Annotated in this window: 20 protein-coding genes; 9 read left to right on the forward strand and 11 right to left on the reverse strand. The window is 68.9% G+C overall.

What is annotated here, in order from left to right:
* A partial coding sequence (locus tag H5J31_RS35960) for a DUF4253 domain-containing protein (protein WP_181777148.1) occupies positions 1-349 on the forward strand: 349 nt, incomplete at its 5' end.
* Between the two features lie 52 nt (positions 350-401).
* Positions 402-1,223: a DUF72 domain-containing protein gene (locus H5J31_RS35965; RefSeq protein ID WP_181777149.1), complete on the forward strand. Its 822-nt coding sequence runs from the start codon at positions 402-404 to the stop codon at positions 1,221-1,223.
* Positions 1,224-1,329: 106 nt separating this feature from the next.
* Here the strand turns inward: H5J31_RS35965 and H5J31_RS35970 are convergent, their stop codons facing one another.
* Positions 1,330-4,152, reverse strand: a complete 2,823-nt coding sequence (locus H5J31_RS35970; RefSeq protein WP_456237056.1) for a BTAD domain-containing putative transcriptional regulator — start codon at positions 4,150-4,152, stop codon at positions 1,330-1,332.
* Between the two features lie 76 nt (positions 4,153-4,228).
* On the opposite strand from H5J31_RS35970, the gene H5J31_RS35975 reads away from it, so the two are divergent.
* Positions 4,229-5,167, forward strand: a complete 939-nt coding sequence (locus H5J31_RS35975; RefSeq protein WP_181777151.1) for an o-succinylbenzoate synthase — start codon at positions 4,229-4,231, stop codon at positions 5,165-5,167.
* A 70-nt stretch (positions 5,168-5,237) separates the two neighbouring features.
* Here the strand turns inward: H5J31_RS35975 and H5J31_RS35980 are convergent, their stop codons facing one another.
* From H5J31_RS35980 to H5J31_RS35990, 3 genes are all read right to left on the reverse strand, one after another.
* On the reverse strand, positions 5,238-6,146 hold the full coding sequence (locus H5J31_RS35980) for a M23 family metallopeptidase (protein WP_207899349.1): 909 nt from the start codon (positions 6,144-6,146) through the stop codon (positions 5,238-5,240).
* A 189-nt stretch (positions 6,147-6,335) separates the two neighbouring features.
* Positions 6,336-7,058 (reverse strand): RlpA-like double-psi beta-barrel domain-containing protein, encoded by a 723-nt coding sequence (locus tag H5J31_RS35985; RefSeq protein WP_181777152.1) that lies wholly within the window; start codon positions 7,056-7,058, stop codon positions 6,336-6,338.
* Between the two features lie 78 nt (positions 7,059-7,136).
* Complete coding sequence (locus H5J31_RS35990; protein ID WP_181777153.1) at positions 7,137-7,931, reverse strand: transporter substrate-binding domain-containing protein; 795 nt, start codon at positions 7,929-7,931, stop codon at positions 7,137-7,139.
* A gap of 137 nt (positions 7,932-8,068) precedes the next feature.
* Here H5J31_RS35990 and H5J31_RS35995 point away from each other — a divergent pair, with 137 nt between their 5' ends.
* Positions 8,069-8,293, forward strand: a complete 225-nt coding sequence (locus H5J31_RS35995) for a PspC domain-containing protein (protein WP_181777154.1) — start codon at positions 8,069-8,071, stop codon at positions 8,291-8,293.
* Positions 8,294-8,483: 190 nt separating this feature from the next.
* Positions 8,484-10,142, forward strand: coding sequence for a hypothetical protein (locus tag H5J31_RS36000; protein ID WP_181777155.1), 1,659 nt, complete (start codon positions 8,484-8,486; stop codon positions 10,140-10,142).
* A gap of 124 nt (positions 10,143-10,266) precedes the next feature.
* Here the strand turns inward: H5J31_RS36000 and groL are convergent, their stop codons facing one another.
* The 5 genes from groL to H5J31_RS36025 form a co-directional block, all read right to left on the reverse strand.
* Complete coding sequence (gene groL / locus H5J31_RS36005; protein ID WP_037318086.1) at positions 10,267-11,895, reverse strand: chaperonin GroEL; 1,629 nt, start codon at positions 11,893-11,895, stop codon at positions 10,267-10,269.
* Positions 11,896-12,146: 251 nt separating this feature from the next.
* Positions 12,147-13,592, reverse strand: a complete 1,446-nt coding sequence (locus H5J31_RS36010; RefSeq protein WP_181777156.1) for a serine/threonine-protein kinase — start codon at positions 13,590-13,592, stop codon at positions 12,147-12,149.
* A 57-nt stretch (positions 13,593-13,649) separates the two neighbouring features.
* The gene (locus tag H5J31_RS36015; RefSeq protein WP_076160121.1) at positions 13,650-13,853 is read right to left on the reverse strand and encodes a cold-shock protein; all 204 of its coding nucleotides are present in this window, start codon (positions 13,851-13,853) and stop codon (positions 13,650-13,652) included.
* A gap of 114 nt (positions 13,854-13,967) precedes the next feature.
* The gene (locus H5J31_RS36020; RefSeq protein ID WP_181777157.1) at positions 13,968-14,591 is read right to left on the reverse strand and encodes an AIM24 family protein; all 624 of its coding nucleotides are present in this window, start codon (positions 14,589-14,591) and stop codon (positions 13,968-13,970) included.
* 4 nt (positions 14,592-14,595) lie between these two features.
* Positions 14,596-15,273, reverse strand: coding sequence for a TIGR00266 family protein (locus tag H5J31_RS36025; RefSeq protein WP_181777158.1), 678 nt, complete (start codon positions 15,271-15,273; stop codon positions 14,596-14,598).
* A 73-nt stretch (positions 15,274-15,346) separates the two neighbouring features.
* On the opposite strand from H5J31_RS36025, the gene moeA reads away from it, so the two are divergent.
* Positions 15,347-16,540 (forward strand): molybdopterin molybdotransferase MoeA, encoded by a 1,194-nt coding sequence (gene moeA / locus H5J31_RS36030; RefSeq protein ID WP_181777159.1) that lies wholly within the window; start codon positions 15,347-15,349, stop codon positions 16,538-16,540.
* 215 nt (positions 16,541-16,755) lie between these two features.
* Here moeA and H5J31_RS36035 read toward each other — a convergent pair whose 3' ends face one another.
* The gene (locus tag H5J31_RS36035) at positions 16,756-18,000 is read right to left on the reverse strand and encodes an MFS transporter (protein WP_181777160.1); all 1,245 of its coding nucleotides are present in this window, start codon (positions 17,998-18,000) and stop codon (positions 16,756-16,758) included.
* Positions 17,997-18,560 carry an ArsR/SmtB family transcription factor gene (locus H5J31_RS36040; protein ID WP_181777161.1) on the reverse strand — a complete coding sequence of 188 codons (564 nt, stop codon included), beginning with the start codon at positions 18,558-18,560 and terminating at the stop codon, positions 17,997-17,999. Before H5J31_RS36040 ends, H5J31_RS36035 begins: the two co-directional genes overlap by 4 nt.
* Before the next feature lie 80 nt (positions 18,561-18,640).
* Here H5J31_RS36040 and H5J31_RS36045 point away from each other — a divergent pair, with 80 nt between their 5' ends.
* From H5J31_RS36045 to pssA, 3 genes are all read left to right on the forward strand, one after another.
* Positions 18,641-18,937, forward strand: coding sequence for a GlsB/YeaQ/YmgE family stress response membrane protein (locus H5J31_RS36045; protein ID WP_181777162.1), 297 nt, complete (start codon positions 18,641-18,643; stop codon positions 18,935-18,937).
* Between the two features lie 477 nt (positions 18,938-19,414).
* Positions 19,415-20,143: a phosphatidylserine decarboxylase gene (locus tag H5J31_RS36050; RefSeq protein ID WP_181777163.1), complete on the forward strand. Its 729-nt coding sequence runs from the start codon at positions 19,415-19,417 to the stop codon at positions 20,141-20,143.
* Positions 20,144-20,146: 3 nt separating this feature from the next.
* A partial coding sequence (pssA, locus tag H5J31_RS36055) for a CDP-diacylglycerol--serine O-phosphatidyltransferase (RefSeq protein WP_181777164.1) occupies positions 20,147-20,907 on the forward strand: 761 nt, incomplete at its 3' end.

Consider the following 20,907-nt stretch of genomic DNA (forward strand, 5'->3'; position numbering starts at 1 on the left):
GGCCGCGCGCGCCCCGCACCGGCTCGCGCTGGTGCAGACGGAGCGGCCCGCGGACATCCCGGCGATCCTCGGCTGGACGGGCATGATCAAGGCGACCGACCAGGTCCACGAGCTGTCGGCGGTCCTGCGTAGCTGGGAAGACCGCTTCGGCGCGACGCTCACGGTGCTGGGCTTCGATTCGCTGGAGATGTCGGTGGCCGCGCCGCCGCGCACCCAGGGCCGCGCGCTCACGGTCGCCGCGGAGCACCGTTCGTTCTGCCTGCCGTCGTTCGCCGGCCAGCCGGGCAATCTGCGCGAGTTCGCCTCCAGCCTGGTCCAGACCCGCCGGTGGCGGTTCTCGTGGGCCTGAGCGGGCGTTTGCACCGAACGGGGAGGGGGAACCAGAGCCGCACGGAAGGACGGTGATCGTCGTCGCCGAGATCAGGATCGGCACTTCGGGCTGGCGCTACCCACCGTGGCGCGGGGACTTCTACCCCCGCGGCCTGGTACAGCGCCGCGAACTGGAGTACTTGTCCCACCGGATGAATTCGGCCGAGATCAACGGCTCGTTCTACTCGCTTCAGCGGCCCGAGCGGTACCGCGAGTGGGCTGAGCAGACACCGGACGACTTCGTCTTCGCCGTCAAGGGAGGCCGCTTCATCACGCATATGAAGCAGCTGCGCGACGTCGAGACGCCGCTGGCGAACTTCTTCGCCTCCGGGGTGCTGGCGCTCGGCCGGAAGCTGGGGCCGATCCTCTGGCAGCTGCCGCCGCGGCTGACGTTCGACGCCGAGCGTGTCGAGGCGTTCTTCAAGCTGCTGCCGCGCACCAGCCAGGCCGCCGCCAAGCTCGCGAACAAGCATGACGACAAGCTGAAGAGCGAACCGCACACCGACGCGAAGCCACGCCGGAAGCTCCGGCACGCCGTCGAGGTACGGCATCCGAGCTTCACCACACCCGAGAGCATCGAGCTGTTCCGGAAGCACGGCATCGCCCTGGTGATCGCCGACACCGCGGGCAAATGGCCACTCGTCGACGAAATGACGAGCGACGATTTCGCCTACGTCCGGCTGCACGGTGCCGAGGAGCTGTACGTCAGCGGGTATGACGAGAAGGCGCTCAAGCAGTGGGCTCGCAAGATCGAGGGCTGGCGCCGGGACACGTACGTCTACTTCGACAACGACGTGGAAGTACAAGCCCCGAAGAACGCGATCACGCTCGCGAAACTCCTCCACGCTGCATAGTCAGCGCACAGTGAGCGGCGTCCTGTTAGGTACCGGATGAGGACACGGGCGTACTCGCGTGCTGCGACTGGGGGTCGGCACGCCGGGCGCCCGTGCCTCGCCAGTCTCACTCTCGCTCGGCTTTGACGACCTCACCGCCGACGAGCGCGGCCAGCTTCGTCCGGACGTCCTCGGCGTCCGGATGCGAAAGTTCGGTCAGCACCCGTACCGAACGCAGCCAGCAGTCCCGCGCCGAAGAGGGATCACCGAGTCTCAGATGGATTCCGCCGAGCTGGGCCAGCACGTCGGCCGCCTCATAGAGCTCTCCGTGCGCGAAAAACATCTCGACGGCCTGCCGCATGCAGCCGATGCCCTCGTCGTTGCGGCCGAGTCCGACCAGCGCGGTCCCCTTGGTGTGCAGGGTGAAGCGGGTTTCGTCGTGGAGCACATTCGCCTTCAGCGTCAGTGCCTGGTCGGCGAAATCGAGCGCCTGCTGGAAACGGCCGGCGTCGGTGCAGATGTCGCCGAGGGCCTGCAACGCGCTGGCCTCCATACCCGCGCCGACGTTGGACTCCCGGATGAGCCGCAACGCGCGCGTCCCGTATTCCCACGCCGTGTCGATGTCCTGGCTGGCCAGCGTGAGGTTGTAGAGGGCCCGCGCCTCACCCTGCCGGTCCCCGACCAGCCGCTGCAGTTCGACGACCTGCTTCAGGTAGACGATGCTGTCGTCGTACTGGCGGGCGACACCGCAGGCGACGCCGAGTCCGCTGAGGATGGCGGCCTCGCCGGAGCGGTCGCCCATGTCGCGGGCGGCACCGAGCGCCATTCCGAACACCGAGCGCCAGTCCTCCAGCCTGGCTCGCACGATGAAGTACGACTGCAGCAGCCACGCGAGCTGCCAGCATTCCCGGTGCCGACGCTCCCGGTACGCGACGTTCACCGCGGCGATGAGGTTTCCCGCCTCCTCGTCGAACCAGTCCAGCGCCTGCTCGTAGTGCCCGAACTTCAGACCCGCGCCGTCGAACCGTTCGGGCTCGACGAGCCGGTAGTGCCTGTCCGAACGCAGGAGCCTCGACGCGTTCAACGCGGACGCCAGGGAGGCGTGCAGGAGCCTGTCCAGCACACCCTCCCGGACCTCGGGCCCGTCGACCTTCGCCGACAGCTCGGCCGCGTACGCGCGGATCAGGTCGTGGAACTGGTAGCGGCCGGGCCGGGATCGCGCGATGAGGTGCGCGGCCGCCAGTTTCGCCACGTCCGCGTGGGCCTCCACGAGGTCGACGCCGGCCACCGCCGCGGCCACGGGCACGCTGAAGTCGCCGCCGGTCGGCAGGGCGAGCAGGCGCAGCGTCCGCGCGGCCCGGTCGTCGAGCGCCCGGTACGAGTACGAGAAGACGGCCCGGATGTTCGTCTCGTCGCCGTCGGCCAGGTCGAACGAACCCAGCCTGTCCTGTTCGGCTTCCAGCAGCCGGACGAACTCCCGCAGCCCCAGATCCGGGAACTGCGCCGCCCGCACCGCGAGGATCCGGATGGCCAGCGGCAGCCCGCCGCAGTACCGGACGAACCGTTCGGTGGCCTCGGGATCCTCGGTGACCCGGTCCAGCCCGATCGTCGAGGCGACGAGGGCGATCGCGTCCTCGTCGGGCAGTTCCCCCAGCGCGACGCGCCGCGCGCCGTGGGTCGCCGCGAGCGCCTGGAGCTGCCAGCGGCTGGTCACCAGCACCAGACAGCCGGGGCCGGGCAGCAGCGGACGGATCTGCTCGGTGGCGGCGGCGTTGTCGAGCAGGATCAGCATCCGGCGGCCGGCGCTGTAGGTGCGCCAGGTGGCCGCGCGGCCGTCGACGCCGGCGGGGATCTGGTCGGCCGGGACGCCGACCGACGTCAGCATGGTTTCGAGCGCGGCGGCGGGCTCGACAGGGTCACCGGGGCCGTAACCGCGCAGGTTGAGGTACACCTGCCCGCCGGGAAACCGCTCCCCGACGTCGTGTGCGAAATGGATCGCGAGCGTCGTCTTGCCGACGCCACCCATGCCCTCGATCGACGCGATGGGCGTCGACGTCTCGGTGTCCAGCGCCTCCGGGACCAGTTCGTGCAGTGCCTTGAGGTCGCGCTGGCGACCGGAGAAGACCCGCAGATCCGCCGGGAGCTGGCGCGGGATCAGCGGTTCGGCGCCGAGCCGGTACCGCGTCAGCCCGGAGTCCAATGTGGTCTCACCGGCTTCTTCGCCGGTCAGGATCGCCTGGTGCACGCGCTGCAGCGACGCGCCCGGGTCGAGGCCGAGCTCTTCGGCCAGCACCGCGCCGATCCGGCGGTAGACGTCCAGCGCCTCGGCCTGTCTGCCGGAACGGTAGAGCGCGAGCATCAGCTGCTCGTGCAGCCGTTCGCGCAGCGGGTTCTCCCGGCACAACCTGATCAGCTCGGGGATGACAGCGGTGTGGTCGCCGAGCGCCAGGAGCGCGTCGGCCCATTGCTCGCGGACGCGAAGCCGTTCCTCGCCCAGCTGGTCCGCTTCGTCCCGGAGCAACGCGTCGGAATGGACGTTCTGCAGCGCCGGGCCACGCCATTCGGACAACGCGGCGGCGAACCGGTCCGCGGCCTGGCGCAGGGCGCCGTCCCGGACGGCCTCCGCCCCCGCCGCGGCGAGCGCGCGGAACCGCCCGAGGTCGAGCAGGCTTTCGTCGAGCTCCAGCAGATATCCGCCACGTTCGGTGCGAATGGTGACGTCGTCGCCGAGTGCGCGGCGGACCCGCAGGACGTAGGTCTGCAGGGCACCCTTGGACCGCCTGCCGTCGTCCGGCCATAGCCATCGGCCGAGCTCTTCGACGGGCACCACGGTGTTCGCGCGCAGCAACAAGCCGGCCAGCACGATGAGCGGTCTGCTGCCGCCCAACGGCACCGGCAGCCCGTCCGCCGTGACCTCCGTGGGTCCCAGCACGCGAAAGTCGAGTGCCACGTCGGACATTCTGTCCGTAATCGACGGAAACGGCACGTGATTCCGGTCTTAGGCGGCGGTGGCATGATCGGCGTCGATGGACGTCTACGCGATTCCCCTGCGCACCCGGTTCCGCGGCATCACGGTCCGTGAAGGACTGCTGATCCGCGGTGACGCCGGTTGGGGCGAATTCTGCCCGTTCACCGACTACTCGGACGCCGAGAGCGCGCCGTGGCTCGCGTCCGCGCTGGAGGCGAGCGACCGCGGGTGGCCGGCGCCGGTACGGGACAGCGTCGAGGTGAACGCGACCGTCCCGGTGGTGTCGGCCGAGAAGGCGTACGAGCTCGTCTCCGCGTCGGGCTGCCGCACGGCGAAGGTGAAGGTCGCCGACCCGAGGGTGAGTCTCGCCGACGATTGCGCGCGGGTCGAGGCCGTACGCTCCGCGCTGGGGCCGTCGGGCGCGATCCGCGTCGACGCGAACATGGCCTGGGACGTCGACACCGCGATCAAGGCGATCGGCGAACTGGACCTCGCGGCGGGCGGCCTGGAGTACGTCGAACAGCCCTGCCCGTCGATCGAAGAACTGGCCGACGTCCGGCGACGGGTCGGCGTGCGGATCGCCGCCGACGAATCGATCCGCCGGGCCGAAGACCCGCTCAAGGTCGCCGTGGCGGGGGCGGCCGACGTGGCCGTACTGAAGGTCGCGCCGCTGGGCGGGGTCCGGCGCGCGCTGGAAGTGGCCGAAGCCTGCGGCCTGCCGTGCGTGGTCTCGTCCGCCGTCGAGACGAGCGTCGGACTCGCCGCCGGGCTGGCGCTCGCGGGCGCATTGCCCACTTTGGACTTCGCCTGCGGCCTGGGCACGATGTCGTTGCTGACCGGCGACGTCTGCGGCGAATCACTGTCCCCTGTGGACGGTCGCCTGCCGGTGCCGCTTCGTGCACCGGAGCCGGACCTGTTCTCCGCGCACGCCGCCGCCGCGGACGTCCGTGCCGCTTGGGAGGACCGCTTCACCCGGGTCCGCGCCCACCTCACGTGAGGTGTTATGAACGGACCTTTCATAACATTTCTTGTTATGAAAGGTCCGTTCATAACACGCCCCAAGGGGATCAGGAGCAGTGCTCCAGCGGGGACTCGTAGCTGGCGGAGCCCGCCGAACCACCCCACCGGACGCATTTCGCACCGGCGGCCGCGTTCACCGGACCGGCGTAGTACTCGAAGCTGCCGGAGTCGGTCTTCCTGGCCGAGCCCTCCACTTCGAGGAAGGCCGAAACCGCGCTGGCCGAACCGACCGAAGTGGACTTGATCGTGGTGACACAGTTGTTCTTGTTGGTGCCGTTGTAAAGCAGGTATGTGGTCGCGGCGCTGCCGAGCGCCTGAGAGTCGATCACCTTGTAGCCGTCGCCGCAGACCTCGACGGCGTCGTACGGGTTGGGGTTCCCCGTTCCGCTGCAGGTGTTCTTGGAGGTCACGTTCGCGTTGGGATAGCCGAACTTCACGCCGTTGAAGTAGGCGGGCTTGATGTTGCTCGGCCAGGAGGAGTCGTTGGTGCGGACCTCGTAGTGCAGGTGGGGGCTGATGTTGTTGCCCGGCTTGGAGGTGTTGCCGACCTCGCCGATCTTCTGTCCCTGCGCGACCTGCGCGTTGAGCGAGACCGAGCGGACCTTCAGATGCGCGTAGTAGGTCGACCATCCCCCACCGTGGTCGATCTTCACCAGGTTGCCGAAACCGTTCTGCGAACCCTGGTGCGCCGAGATGACGACCTTGCCGGCGGCCGCCGCGACGACGGTGTCGCCCAGGTCGGCCCCGGCGGAGCTGCCGCGGTTGAAGTCGATTTCGTACGCGCGGTGCGCGCTGCTGTTGTCGTTGTCGCCGTTCCACACCTGGTTGCAGGGGAACGGGAGCTGGAAATTGGGACGCGGCCCGACGGCGGCTTCGGCCGACGTCGCGGTGATCGCCAGCCCGGCCATGCCCAGCAGCGCGGTGGCGGCCGCGGTGACCACTCGTCTGAGTTTCATCGGATGTCCTTTCTCGGCGTTTCGCGAGAAGCGTCCCGAAAGGGCATACAAGCGAGATACAAACGACCACGAGCCCTCCTGGCCGAGGGGTCGCCAGGAGGGCTCGTGTCGCCGCGTACCGGATCTGTCCGCGCATCCAGCGATCCGGTGTTCGCGGCCCGTTCACCCCCGTGTCCGCGCGGGGGTGGCCTATCCGACCCGCTCGATGACCGCTCGGCGGATCAGGAACTTCCCAGGTTCGCGGACCTGTTCGAAGGCGGCGTTGTTCAGTAGCGCGCAGCTGCCGGAGACGCCGGTGACCTCGACGGTCGTGGACTTGTCGTTGTCCAGGTTGGTCACCTTCAGCTTGGTGCCGGCCGGGAATTCGCTGCTCGACGCGGCGGGCGCGCCGCCCTCGCCGGAGAGCGTCACCGTGGAGCCGTCGCAGACGACCTCGCCGCCCCCGGCGGCCGCGTCGTCCCCGGCGGCGGCCTCGTCACCACCGGCGGCTTCTTCACCGGCGGCGTTCCCCTGTTCGGCGGCCTCGTCCTCGCCCGCCATGGCGTCGTCCATCCCGGCTTCCTGTTCGGCCGCCTTCTCGGCCTCGTCGGCGGCCTGGTTCTGTTCCTGCTTCCCGCCGTCGGCCTGCACGTTCTCGGTGCAGCCCGCGGTCTGACGGCGCTGCTGGATGAGGTCGACGACGGCGTTCCGGTTCGCGATCCGGGCTTCGGACAAGGCATCCGGTTCCGCCTGCTGGCCGGCGATGAAGTTGAGGTTGTTCCGGAGGGCGGTGTCCAGTCCCTGACAGCTTTCCGCGGCCTGCCCGTCCGGGGTGCTCACCGCGAACATCGCCGCGGCGATGGCGGCCACTCCGAGGACGGACGCGATGCCGATCGTCGCGCGCTTGCGGTGTTTCCCGGCGCTGTTCATCATCCGTTTTTCCTCCGGTCTGGTTCCTCCTCACCCACATCTGGAGATACGTTCGGATAACGAAAGTGGTTCAAACCGATTTCAGCCGAGCCAGGGTTTCGCGATGCGCGCGTAGGTGCCGTCGTTGAGCGCGAGGTGCAGCCACTGATCGACCCACTCCTTGAAGACGACGTCACGCGGCAGGAGGTACGCCTTCTCCGAGAAGGTGAACGGTTCATCGGGATGCACCGCGCACAGCCGGGGGTTTTGCTTTGCCTGCCAACGGGTTTCGGTCGCGTCGGTGATCATCAGATCCGCGCGCCCGGCGAGGATCTCCGCGAAGATCGTGTTGTTGTCCGGATGCCGGACGATGGTGGCCCGTTTCAGGTTGGCGTCGGCGAATTGTTCGTTGGTACCGCCGGGATTCACGATCGCGCGCACGCCCGGCTGATCGATCTGCTCCAGCGTCCGGAACCGGTTTTCGTTCTCGCACAGGGTGATCGGCGCCTTGCCGTCACGAAGAATCGGCGCGGTGTAGAACCCCTTCTTCGCGCGATCCAGGGTCACCGAAACCCCGCCCATCGCCAGATCGCATTCGCGCCCGACGTCGTCGGCGATCTCCTTCCAAGTGGTCTGGACCAGCTTGAGCCGGACACCGAGCCGCCGCGCGAGATCACCCGCGAGGTCGATGTCGATCCCGCTCCACGCCCCGGCTTCGTCCCGGTACGTGAACGGGCGATAGTCCCCCGTCGAGCACACGCGGATCTCGCCGCGAGCCTGGACGACGTCGAGTCCGCTCTGTGCGCCATGACCTTCGGGCGCGGCACTGGCCGTGCCGATTCCCAGCACGGTCAGTACCGCGACCCCGAACGTGAGCGCTTTCGCCTTGATCGTCATCCGGGCATTTTCCCCGCCCTGAACGCCGAGGCGCACCTTCCCGGCCGGTTTCACCGACCCCCAGGGGTCGGATTCCAGGGTCGGCTCCGGGCCGTTCCCCGATGCGCCGGGGGTCGCTCCGAGGCGAACATTGAGCCATGACGAACAGCGTGTACACCCCCCAGGCCACCAAGAAGCTCTACCGCAGCCGCACCGACAAGATGCTCGCGGGCGTCGCCGGCGGCTGGGCCGCCTACTTCGGCGTCGACGCCGTGATCCTGCGCATCGCCCTCGTGGCCGGGGCCTTCATCACCGCCGGTTTCGCGATCCCGGTCTACGTCGCCGCGTGGTTTCTGACTCCGGAGCAGCCGGGCGAATCCTGACCAGGGGTGGACGCCGCGCGCAGGGGACGCGGCGTCCGCCAAAGGGGGCAGGGGGATGAACGAAGGGCCCGGACATGGGGATGTCCGGGCCTTTCGTTTCCCGGGAGTTCAGGGGTTCGGCCGCGCGATCAGGATTTCGCCGTTACACTTCCCATGCCTTTGTCACAGGGAGTGGGAAGCGGGGGCCTCCATGGCCGGCAACAAGTACCTGACCAACGCCGAGTACAAGAAGATGCTCGAAGACTCGTTGAACGACTTCCACAAGGCGCTCACCAAGCGCTGGATGGAGGACGCCGTAGACGCCATGACGCATCTCTCGCCCACCGTTCCGTGCTCGACGGAGCCCTGGGCCTGGCAGTGGCCCGCCGAATCGTACGGCCACCTGTCCGGCAACGACGAGATCTGCGGCTACCTCACCTGGGTCATGGACGGCCTGCAAGGCAACTTCAGGGACGTCCATTGCCAGGGCTGGAATCCGCAGACCCAGAAGTACGTCGAGTGCCATGTCGAAAGGAACCTGGCGCAGATCGAGCGGCTGGCCTGGAACCGGCGGCAGGAAGTCGCCAAGTTCGTCCCCCAGCTGGAGGGGCCCGACCTGACGAAGGTCGAGAACGCCCACAACACGTACCTCAAGGTCGCGGGCAACCTGGGCTTCCACGACTCGAACGCGAACGTGACCGACCTGCTCGGGCAACGCGAGGTCGTCGAGAACGTCCAGTGGCTGGCCGGGCGGACCGGCGAGGAACAGCTGTGGTTCACCGGCTGGACCGGCCTGGCCGCGGCCACCTTCAAGGCCGGGTTCTTCGCCTCGGTGGCACCGACCCTGCGCAACCAATCGCTCGTGCTCGCCAGCCTGGCGACCCTGTACTCCACGCGTGCCACGACGATCGAGGTGACCCGTCGCAACATCATCAGGTGCTTGAACTGGGCCACCCCGAAACTCGACGAGAAGGTCACGGTCAAGGACTTCGACCTGGGTGACGAAATGGACACCCTCGATCGCGTGCGCTCGACCCTCGGGGTCGTGATGAGCCTCTCGAAGGCGGTCAGCCAGGCCTTCGGCCCGATCGGCACCGTCCTCGGTCTGGTCGGCTACCTCGGCGGCATCGCCAAGGAGATGACGCACGTACGCAATGCCATGAGCCTCCAGGACATCCTGAGCGGACTGGACACCGCGATCCACGAACAGCACCTCGCGCTGGACAGCCTCGAAGAGGCCTTCAACGCGGACGTGACGCAGCTGCAACGGGCGATCGCGGAGGTGCACAGCTACAACCTCGAGCTCTACGACCTCACCGCGAACACCGCGACCGGTCAGACCGAGGAACGGAAGTTCCACGTCGAAATCTTGTTCGTCCTGAAGATCGCGAAAGCCTGTTTCGACGCCGCCGAGTCCTATTCGGAGCAGCTGCGGACACTCGTCACCGCCGACGCGGCCGACAGGCACCTGTCCGGCCGCGACTGGGCGACGTGTACGGGTGACGACACCACACTGGAGATCCGCGACGCCGTCGAGCAGTTCATGAGGACAGCGTGTGCGCGGTTCCTGCTGGCGGGCGAACAGGTCATGAAGGCCGCCGAGGCCTACGCGAACACCGACGCCGAAAAGAAGGAGACGCTCCAGAAACTCCTCGCGGACTGGCGAGAAGAGGGCATCGCCGAGAACCGGGGCAGGATCGACCCCAATCCGGAGACCACGGAACGGGAAGACCCGGGCAAGGAGGCCGAGGGAACCGACCGGACGAACCTCGAACCGCGCAAGCCCGGGGAACCGACCGCGACCAATCCCTACGAGAAGGACCGGCAGACGGAAGGCGACGAGTACAAGACGGAAAAGAGCCACGGCTAGGTGTTGCCCGATCGTCGCGCTCTGGTCGAGGGCCGTGAGCGGCGAGGGCGCCGACACGTCGCCGCATAAGAAAAGCCCGGACGCGCGAGGCGCGTCCGGGCTTTCCGGTGTTACGGGCTCGAACTCAGAAGTCCATGCCGCCCATGCCACCGGACGGGTCGGCGGGAGCGGCCGAGGCCTTCTCCGGCTTGTCCGCCACGACGGCTTCGGTGGTCAGGAACAGCGCCGCGATGGAAGCGGCGTTCTGCAGCGCGGAGCGGGTGACCTTCGTGGGGTCCGGCACGCCGGCGGCGAGCAGGTCCTCGTAGACACCGGTGGCGGCGTTGAGGCCGTGACCCTGCGGGAGGGACTTGACCTTCTCCGCCACGACGCCGCCTTCGAGGCCGGCGTTGATCGCGATCTGCTTGAGCGGCGCCTCGACGGCGACCTTGACGATGTTGGCACCAGTGGCCTCGTCGCCCTCGAGCTTCAGACCGGCGAAGGCGGCCTCGGCGGCCTGGATGAGAGCGACGCCACCACCGGCGACGATGCCCTCTTCGACGGCGGCCTTGGCGTTGCGCACTGCGTCTTCGATGCGGTGCTTGCGCTCCTTCAGCTCGACCTCGGTGGCGGCACCGGCCTTGATGACGGCCACGCCGCCGGCCAGCTTCGCCAGACGCTCCTGGAGCTTCTCGCGGTCGTAGTCCGAGTCCGAGTTGTCGATCTCGGCGCGGATCTGGTTGACGCGACCCTGGATCTGGTCGGCGTCGCCCGCACCCTCGACGATGGTGGTCTCGTCCTTGGTGATGACGGCCTTGCGCGCCTTGCCCAGCAGGGAAAGGTCCGCGTTCTCCAGCTTGAGGCCGACGTCCTCGGAGATGACCTGGCCACCGGTCAGGATCGCGATGTCCTGCAGGATCGCCTTGCGGCGGTCACCGAAGCCCGGGGCCTTGACGGCGACGGACTTGAAGGTGCCGCGCATCTTGTTGACGATCAGGGTGGCCAGAGCCTCGCCCTCGACGTCTTCGGCGATGATCAGCAGCGGCTTGCCGGACTGGATGACCTTCTCCAGCAGCGGCAGGACGTCCTTGACGGTGGAGATCTTGGAACCGAAGAGGAGGATGTACGGGTCCTCGAGCTCGGCTTCCTGACGCTCCGGGTCGGTCACGAAGTAACCGGAGATGTAGCCCTTGTCGAAGCGCATGCCCTCGGTGAGCTCGAGCTCGAGACCGAAGGTGTTGCTCTCCTCGACGGTGACGACGCCTTCCTTGCCGACCTTGTCCAGCGCCTCGGCGATGAGCTCGCCGATGGTGCGGTCAGCGGCCGAGATCGAGGCGGTAGCAGCGATCTGCTCCTTGGTCTCGATCTGGACGGCCATCTTGTGCAGCTGCTCGGTGATGGCCTCGACGGCCGCCTCGATGCCACGCTTCAGGCTGATGGGGTCGGCCCCGGCGGCGACGTTGCGCAGACCCTCGCGGACGAGAGCCTGGGCGAGCACGGTGGCGGTGGTGGTGCCGTCACCCGCGACGTCGTCGGTCTTCTTGGCAACTTCCTTGACGAGCTCGGCCCCGATCTTCTCCCACGGGTCCTCGAGCTCGATCTCCTTGGCGATGGAGACACCGTCGTTGGTGATCGTCGGCGCGCCCCACTTCTTTTCGAGCACGACGTTCCGGCCCCGCGGGCCGAGGGTCACCTTGACGGCTTCGGCGAGGGTGTTCAAGCCGCGCTCGAGACCGCGGCGGGCGTCCTCGTCGAACGCGATCAGTTTGGCCATTGCGGTGTGGTCCTCCGGTATTGGGCGCCACCGCCGCGCTGTGGTCAGCGGCGGCAGCAGGACTCTTCCTCGGCCAGGCTCGGTGCCCGCGACGGACGACCCACCCACTCAAGGGTGCGGCCTCACCGTCCCGACCTTCAGGCGAGCGGTCGGTGACCGCCTGCCTGGCACTCGACGGCGTCGAGTGCCAATGCCGTGTTTAGCACTCTCCGGGGTCGAGTGCAAGAACCGCAGGTCAGCGCGGTGGCGCGTCAGCTGCTCGGTTTGATGGAGATCGACGTCGGCGGGGCCTTGCCCGACGACTCCGGAGCCTGGGATTGCGAGTTGCCCGGGCCGACCGGGATGTTCGGCGCGGTGGTCTGCGGGCCGTTGCCGCTGTTCGAGTCACCGAAGATGAAGATCGCCGCGACGATCGCGCCGGCCACCACGAGGACGCCGACGATGATCCAGATCCACTTGGCGCCGCCGCTCTTCTTGGGCTGGAATCCGCCCTGTTGCTGCGGCGGGGGTCCGTAACCCGGAGGCGGGCCCTGCTGCTGGAAGCCGCCCTGCTGGAAACCGCCCTGCTGCGGCGGCGGGCCGTAGCCCGGGGGCGGACCTTGCTGGTAGCCGCCCTGCTGGAAGCCACCTTGCTGCGGCGGCGGGCCGTACCCGGGCGGCGGGCCTTGCGGCGGGGGCCCCTGCGGTCCCGGTCCCTGCTGGCCGTAGCCCGGCTGCTGTCCTCCGTACGGGTGCACGGGGCCCCCCTCTCCCTGTGGCGGCGTGTTCTGCCGTGGCGCCTGCTGCGGGACCGCCTGCTGGACGGTCGCGGCCGCCGCCTGTCCCGGCGGCCCCGGGGGCTCGTTCGACGCGGCGAGCGGACCCAGCGCACGCCTGGCGGCCGCGATCATCTCAACACAGTTCGGGTAGCGGTCGGCGGGATTCTTCGCCATTCCCTTCCGGATCACCTCGTCGATCCCTGCGGGCACGCCGACGATCCGCGAGATGGCCGGGGGCTCCCCGTTCAGGTGTCCCTTGATGACCGTCTGCACGTCGCCCTTGAAGGGCGGGCTGCCGGTCAGGCAGGCATAGAGGACACAGGTGAGCGCGTACTGGTCGGTGCGGCCGTCGAGCGGCTCGCCGCGCAGATGCTCGGGCGCGGCGTACGTGGGCGAGCCGAGGAAGTCGCCGCCGCGGGTCCGGTGCCCGGTGGCGCCGCGGCGGGTCAGCCCGAAGTCGGCGACGTAGACGTGCTCGCGCGAGGTCTCCTTGCTGGTGACCAGCACGTTGGCCGGTTTGACGTCGAGGTGCACGAGACCGCGGTTGTGCAGGGTGTCGAGGGCGTCGGCGACCTGGTCGAGCATGGTGAGGGCGCGTGCGGGCGCGATCGGGCCGCCGGAGATGAGGCCGGCGAGGTCCCCGCCGTCGACCATGCGCATGGCGATGTAGAGCATGCCGTCGAGCTCGCCGAAGTCGTAGAGCGGCACGACGTTGGCATGATCGATCGCGGACGTGTTCCGCGCCTCGTCGACGAAGCGTTCGCGGAACTCGGCGTCGGCCCCGAGGTGATCACCGATGACCTTCAGTGCCACCTTGCGTCCGAGCCGCACGTCCGTGGCCTTGTAGGTCACGCTCATGCCGCCCTTGCCGAGCACACCGTCGATGCGGTAGTTGCCCAGCCGGCGACCGGTCAGGTCCCCCGACTCATCGCCTGTCACGCAGCGCAGCCTAACGCGCCAGTTCCCGGGGCCGCCGGGGGTCGCCTGAACTGGGCGCTAGACCTTGCGCACGTCGGCCGCTTGACTCCGCCCGTCCCGCCCGGATTGGACTTCGAATTCCACGCGATCGCCCTCGTCGAGCGTCCGGAATCCGTCGGCCTGGATGGCCGAGTAGTGGACGAAGACGTCGGGCCCTTCAGTGGATTCGATGAATCCGTAGCCCTTTTCCGAGTTGAACCATTTGACGGTGCCGACTGCCACGGCGCCCTCCCTCAGCACGGGACCCGCCGGCGTTCTCTGCCCCGGCCGGCGGTTTGGAGTGCAGATCACGCTACCCGAATTACCGGCGTCGGCAATGCTCAATTCGTCCCAAGGTCACCCGCGAGAAAGCCGCCTATTGCGCGCTTGCACAAGTACGCGTCCTGGGCCTGCGAAGTCCAGAGCGAGCCCTTCGCCGGTGCGGACCGACTGCGGACCGGACTGGTCGACGGCCCGGAGACGGCATTGAACGGTGTCCGGATAGGCCAGCAGGAAGTCCGGCCGGACGGTGACGAGTTCGCCCGCGGTGAGTTCGAAGGCGTCGACGGGGCCCTGCGCGGCCAGCACGAGCGGACCGGTTCCGCTGTAGTGCTCCAGGAATCCGGCGTCGGCACCGAAGAGCTTCTGCAGCGACGCCCAGACCGGGTCCTGCCGGATGGTCGCGGGCCGGGCGAGGATCGCTTCCCGGCTCACGCACCAGCCCGCCCCGCCGGTGAATTCCAGCGGGTAGACGTCACCGGCGGTCAGCGGCGCGAAGTCGATCCAGCCGCCGCCTTCGGGGGCGTTGAACACCGAAGGCGCGGCCTTGCCCGCCCGCGAACCGCCGCGCGCGGGAACGGTTTCGGTGATGCCGAAGCTGCTGGCGAGCATGGTGTCCCCGGCGGCCTGGACGGCTTCGCCGGGGGACAACAGGATGCGGGCGACCCCGAAGTTGGGGGTGTGCCTGGTCTGGACGCGCATGCGCTCAGCGGGCGGGGACCTGGGCGATCACCCAGGCGGACAGCGCCGACGGGTTCCGGGTCTGGGTCAGGAGCTGGCCCGGCCCGGCGAAGTCGAAGACGAGGCCTTCACCGCTCTTCATCGACTGGATGATGCCGGTGGCCACCTTCCGGATCTGGTACTGCAAGGTGTCGGCGAACGCGACGACGTGCCCGGTGTCGATGGTGATCACCTCGCCCTGCTGCAGCGTCACCGTCTCCAGTGCGCCGTAGCAGGCCACGACCAGCGGGCCCTGCCCGGTCGCGTGCGTGAGGAAGCCGCCCTCGCCGCCGGCGAGGTTCTTGAGACCGCCCCATTTGGTCTCGGTCTGCACGCCGTGCGACGACGCGAGCCACGAGCCGCGGGTGACACACCAGCCGGTGCGGCCGTCGAGGTTGATGATCTGCATGTCGCCGGGCAGGTTCGCGGCGACGTCGACCCAGCCGCCGTTCTGCGGGGCGGTGTAGGTGGAGATGAAGAAGGACTCGCCGGAGAGGAAGGCGCGGCCGAGACCCTTCATGATGCCGCCCTGCGCCTGGGACTGGACCTGCACGCCATAACTCGTCGCCATCATCGCGCCGGACTCGACCTGCGCCGGTTCCCCCGGCGCGAGCATGAGCCTGGCCACCGCGAACGACGGCTGGTGACGGATCTGAACCTGCATGTCTTGTCTCCCCGGTGGTCGTTGTGACGCGCAGAGTCTTGCATGCGCCCCGGGACCGGGGAGGATGGTCGGCGTGATCTCCGTCGACGCCCACCGTGAGACCGTCACCGGCCTGCTCGGAAACGCCCCCGTCACCCGCCTTCCGCTCGCTTCCGCCGCCGGGCTCGTCCTGGCCGAAGACGTGCTCGCGGGGGTTTCGCTGCCACCGTTCGACAACTCCGCGATGGACGGTTACGCCGTCCGCGCCGCCGATGTATCCGAAGCTCCGGTGACACTGCCGGTCGCCGAAGACATCCCGGCCGGCCGCGTCGACATCGCGAAGCTGGAGCCGGGCACCGCGCACCGGATCATGACCGGCGCCCCGCTGCCGCCCGGCGCGGACGCGGTGGTGATGGTCGAGCACACGGACGGTGGTGTGACGGACGTCCGGATTCTCAGGACGGCCGTCCCGGGCGCGCATATCCGGCGGCTCGGCGAGGACGTCGTCGAAGGGACGGTGGCGCTTCCGGCCGGGACCGTGCTGGGCCCGGCGCAACTGGGGCTCGCCGCCGCCGTCGGACTCGCCGAGGTTCCGGTGCGGAGGCCGTTGAAGGTACTCGTGGTGTCCACCGGTACCGAACTGGTCGACGCGCCGAATCCCTTGCGGCACGGGCAGATCTACGAGTCGAACAGCATCATGCTCGCGTCCGCGATCCGCGCTCTCGGCTGCGAGGCCGAGGTCGTGCGCAGTGTGGTCGACGACGTGGACGAGTTCCGCGCGGTCATCGAACCGCGGCTGGCGGACGTGGATCTGCTGGTGACCTCGGGTGGGGTCAGCGCGGGCGCGTACGAGGTGGTGAAGGACGCGCTGACCGGGCAGGGCGTGGAATTCCGGAAGGTCGCGATGCAGCCGGGCGGGCCGCAGGGCTGCGGACGCTGGAACGGCGTGCCGGTGGTGACGTTGCCGGGCAACCCGGTGAGCGTCCTCGTTTCGTTCGAAGCCTTCCTGCGGCCGGCGTTGCTTTCCGCGATGGGGCATTCCGGCGTCGACCGGCAGAAGGTGCGGGCCCGGCTGACCGAGTCGATGACGTCCCCCGCCGGGCGGCGGCAATTCCGGCGGGGCTCCTACACGCACTCGGAGGGCGAAGTGACCGGGATCGTCGGACCGCGCGGCGGGCCGGGCTCGCATCTGCTGGCGTCTTTCACGCAGGCGAACTGCCTGATCGTGCTGCCGGAGGACGTCGAGTCGGCCGCCCAGGGCGACGAGGTCGACGTCCTCCTGCTTTGACCCGCGTTCAGCGGGCTAAACGCGATCTGCCGGGCAGCTCCCCACCCGCGTGGGGAGCCTGAGAGGTGGCGCCTTGATGCGTGGTCCTGCGAGAAGGTGTTGCGAAAGCCACTTTCGCAACGTTGAAGGTTGCGAACGTGGCTTTCGCAACGCTGATTCCCCGCCAGGCGGTGCCGCACCCCGGACGCCGATCGGCCCGGATCGCGGTTAGCGGGCTAAACGCGATCTGCCGGGAAGTCGCGGCACCGGCCGACCGGTGTGAACAGCAGGGCGCCGACGGCGGCGACCTGGAGACCGGCCATCAGCCACAGGGTCTCCCGCACGCCGACGGTCTCGCCCAGGGTTCCGCCGAGCAGGCCGCCGAGCGCGATCGCGCCGAAGCTGAGCACGGACATGCTCGCGGTGACCCGGCCGAACAGTTCCGCCGGGACGTACCGCTGCCTGAACGTGGCACTGAGGACGTTCGACCCGACGATCCCGGCGCTGACCGAGAAGCCGGCGGCGACGAAGAACGTGAGTCCCCAGCCTCGCTGGGTGAGCGGGCCCAGCACCATCATCACCGAGCCGAAGGCCTCGCAGAGCATGAAGGACCGCGCGGTGCCGACCCGGTCGGCGAGCTTGCCCGACAACGCGGCGCCGAAGACACCGCCCGCGCCGACCAGAGCGAGCACGAGACCGACGGATCCCGGCCCCACCCCGAGGTCGCGGGCCAGGAACACGACCTGGATCGACTGATGCCCCATGAGCGCCACGTTCGAAATCGCGCCGAAGATCGCGAACACGCGCAGGAAGCGGTCGTGGACGACGAAGTCGAGGCCTTCCCGGATCTCGTCCCGGAGCCTCGAACGCGTCGCGGCGACGCGCTCGGGCTCGCGATACCGGATGGAACGCAGGCACAGCAGTGAGATCCCGAACGTCACCGCGTCGACGAGTACCCCGGTGACGGCGCCGAACCCCTGGGCGAGCAGGCCGGCGAGCCCGGGGCCGCCGATCTTCACGACGGACTCGCTGCCCTGCAGCTTTTCGTTGGCCTCCTGGAGGTCCTCCTTGTCGACCAGCGAGGGCAGGTACGCGCGGTACGCGACGTTGAAGAACACCTTCGCGACGCCGCCCGCCAGGGCGACGACGAGCAACTGCGTCATCGTGAGCAGCCCGAACCACGCGGCGACCGGGACACTCAGGAACACGATCATCGAGAAGGTGTTGCACACCAACATGATCGGCCGTTTCGGCCGGCGGTCGACCCAGGCGCCGGCGGGCAGGCCGATGAGCAGCCACGGCAGCCAGGCGGCCGCGGTCAGCAACCCGACCGCGAACGTGCTCGCCTGCAGCGTGACCACGGCGACCAGCGGCAGTGCGACGACGGCGATGGAACTGCCGAGCACGCTGGTCGTCTCGCCGGTCCACAGCAGGCGAAAATCGCGTGAGCGCAGCAGTCCGCCGCGTTCGCGGGTGATCACGGCCGGGCCGGGACGGCGCGGGTGGAGAAGAACACCGGCCTGCGTTCCTGGCCGTCGTCCGGCTGGTCCCGGTCGCTGTACTCGCGGACCAGTGCCTGGATCCGGCCCTCGATCTCGGCCATTTCCGCGACCGAAAGCTTCATCCAGCTATCGGTGACGAAGGCGGCTCGGTGCCATTCCTCGGGGTAGCTGTCGCGTTCGGCGAACCATTGGCGCGCCATCGAAACCTGGCGTTCGAGGGCGAGGGATTCGGCGGCGGCCGCGACCGGGTCGTCCGGGAAGTCCGAGGGCGACCAGGACACCGCGTACCCGACTCGGCGCCACCACCGCTCGCGACGGTCGCGGGCGAGTTCGGGCGCCTCCTCGACCAGATCGCTGGCGGCCAGCACCTTCAGGTGGTGGCTGACGTTCCCGACGGCCTGCCCGGTCCGCTCGGCGAGTACGGACGCGGTGCACGGGCCCTCGAGCCGGAGGACGTCGAGCAGCCGGCGCCGCAGCGGGTGGGACATCGCTGCGAGCACCTTCGAATCGTGGACTTCACGCACTTCCGGGTCGGTCATAACGCACAACGGTAGTTGCACAATATCTCTTGTGCAACTGTTCTTGTGCGCTACTCCATTCGGGCTTGTAGCCTGGTGGCATGGGTTTCTTCTCGTGGATCGTCTTCGGCGCCATCGCGGGCTGGCTGGCCAACGTCGTGGTGGGCGGCCCGGACCGGCGGGGCGGCTGCCTGTTCAGCATCCTGATCGGCGTGCTCGGCGCGGCGCTGGGCGGTTTCATCTACCGCCTCGCGACGGGTACCGAACAGTCCTTCGACTTCGATTTCCCCAGCTTCGGCGTCGCGATCCTTGGCTCGATCCTGCTGCTCGCCCTGTTGCGCCTGGTCCGCGGCGCCGGTCGGCGGCCGCGCGATCCGCAGTCGCCGTATCGCCGGTGACCAGTGGAGTAACCGTTGGTAACGGTTTTCTCGCGACCGGTGATCACCGGCGTCCGGCGAACTAAAGTGGTTCTTTCGCTCAGTTCCAGCGGCCGCGGCCGGGTGCATGTGCCGTCGGGGGGCATATGCACCCGTTCGCCCTCGCCTCGGCGATGATCGAGGCGGCGCGGACGGGGTCGACGAGCGAAGGCATCGGCGCCGTCGAAATGTCCCTCTTCCAGGCTCGGAACAGCTCGGCGAGCCGCTCGCCTGCGGGGTCCGGACTGGCGGGCATGCGCGGGTCCTCAAAGTCGGCTATCGGCTCCAATTACCTAGAGTTATCGCGTATTTCCACCTTCCGTTACCGCGATGTGGCCCCTCCCACCCGAGGCGGGGAAACCCTTCCGGGGGAGGCCACGCCCCGGCCGTGGACAGGGCGGTAGCGTGGTGGCTCTTCATGCCCCCACCCCCCGACACGAACTGCGGTGAACCCGACCAATGAGCGGCAACCGGCCGGAAGCCACTGGTAACCCCCTCGCACATGCCGTGAAGCTGGCCCGCGAGACCGTTCCGCCGATGCACCCGGCCGGCAGGCCGTTCGTCTTCGGCGGTCTCGCCGCGACGCTGGTGCTGCGGAAGTTCTCCAAGCGCCTCGGCGTCGTCGGCGCGCTCGCGACGGCCGCGACGGCGGCGTTCTTCCGTGAGCCGAAGCGTGTCCCGCCCGCGCAGTCCGGCCTCGCGGTCGCGTCGGCGGACGGTCTGGTCTCGCTGATCGAAGAGGCCGTGCCGCCGCCCGAGCTGGGGCTGCCAGCCGAACCGCGGATGCGGGTGAGCGTGTTCCTGTCGGTGTTCGACGTGCACGTCCAGCGGATTCCGGCGTCCGGTGTGATCGAGCGGGTCGCGTACCGGCCCGGCAAGTTCCTGTCCGCGGACCTGGACAAGGCGAGCGAGGACAACGAGCGCAACTCCGTGCTCATGCGCACCGAAGACGGCCACGAGCTCGTCGTGGTGCAGATCGCCGGGCTGGTGGCCCGGCGCATCCTCTGCGAAATCCGCGAGGGCGACAAGGTCGGCGTCGGTTCGACGTACGGCATCATCCGCTTCGGCTCGCGAGTCGACCTGTACCTGCCTCCGGGCAGCAAGGTCCTCGTCTCGAAGGGCCAGCGCACGATCGGCGGCGAGACCCCGATCGCCGAGCTGCCCTCGGCGCCGCACTCGGAAGGCTGATCCATGGTCCGCGTGACCACTCCGGGCGTCCGGCTGCTGCCGAACGCCATCACGGTGCTCGCCCTGTGCGCCGGTCTGTCGTCGGTGCAGTTCGCGCTGATCGGCAACTATCCGATGGCGATCGCGTCGATCGGGATCGCCGCGGTGCTCGACAGTCTCGACGGCCGGATCGCGCGGTTGCTGGACGCGACGTCGAAAATGGGGCAGGAGCTCGACTCGCTGTCCGACGGCATCTCGTTCGGTGTCGCGCCCGCGCTGGTGCTGTACGTCTGGCACGCCGAGGGCGAGCGGATCGGCTGGGTGGCGTCGCTGATCTTCGCGGTCTGCATGATCCTGCGGCTCGCGCGGTTCAACACGCTGATCGACGACACCGAGCAGCCGCCGTACGCGGGCGAGTTCTTCGTCGGTGTGCCCGCGCCCGCCGGTGGTCTGCTGGCGATGCTGCCGCTGACCTTGGAGCTGCAGTTCGGGCAGGGCTGGTGGTCGCACCAGTACGTGGTGTGGGTGTGGACGATCGCGGTCGCCGCGCTGCTGATCAGCCGGATCCCGACGCTCTCGCTGAAGACGGTGAAGGCGCCGCCGAAGGCGATCGCGCCGCTGCTGGTCGGGGTGGGTCTGCTGGCCGCCGCGATCATCCAGTTCCCGCTGGTGGCGTTGGCGATCGCGCTGATCCTGTACCTGGCGCACATCCCCTACTCGGTGTACCGGCACCGCTGGCTCGCCAAGCACCCGGAAGCGTGGATGGCGCCGCCGCGGGAACGTCG

The organism is Amycolatopsis pittospori (assembly GCF_013870525.1).
Classification (GTDB): Bacteria; Actinomycetota; Actinomycetes; order Mycobacteriales; family Pseudonocardiaceae; genus Amycolatopsis; species Amycolatopsis pittospori.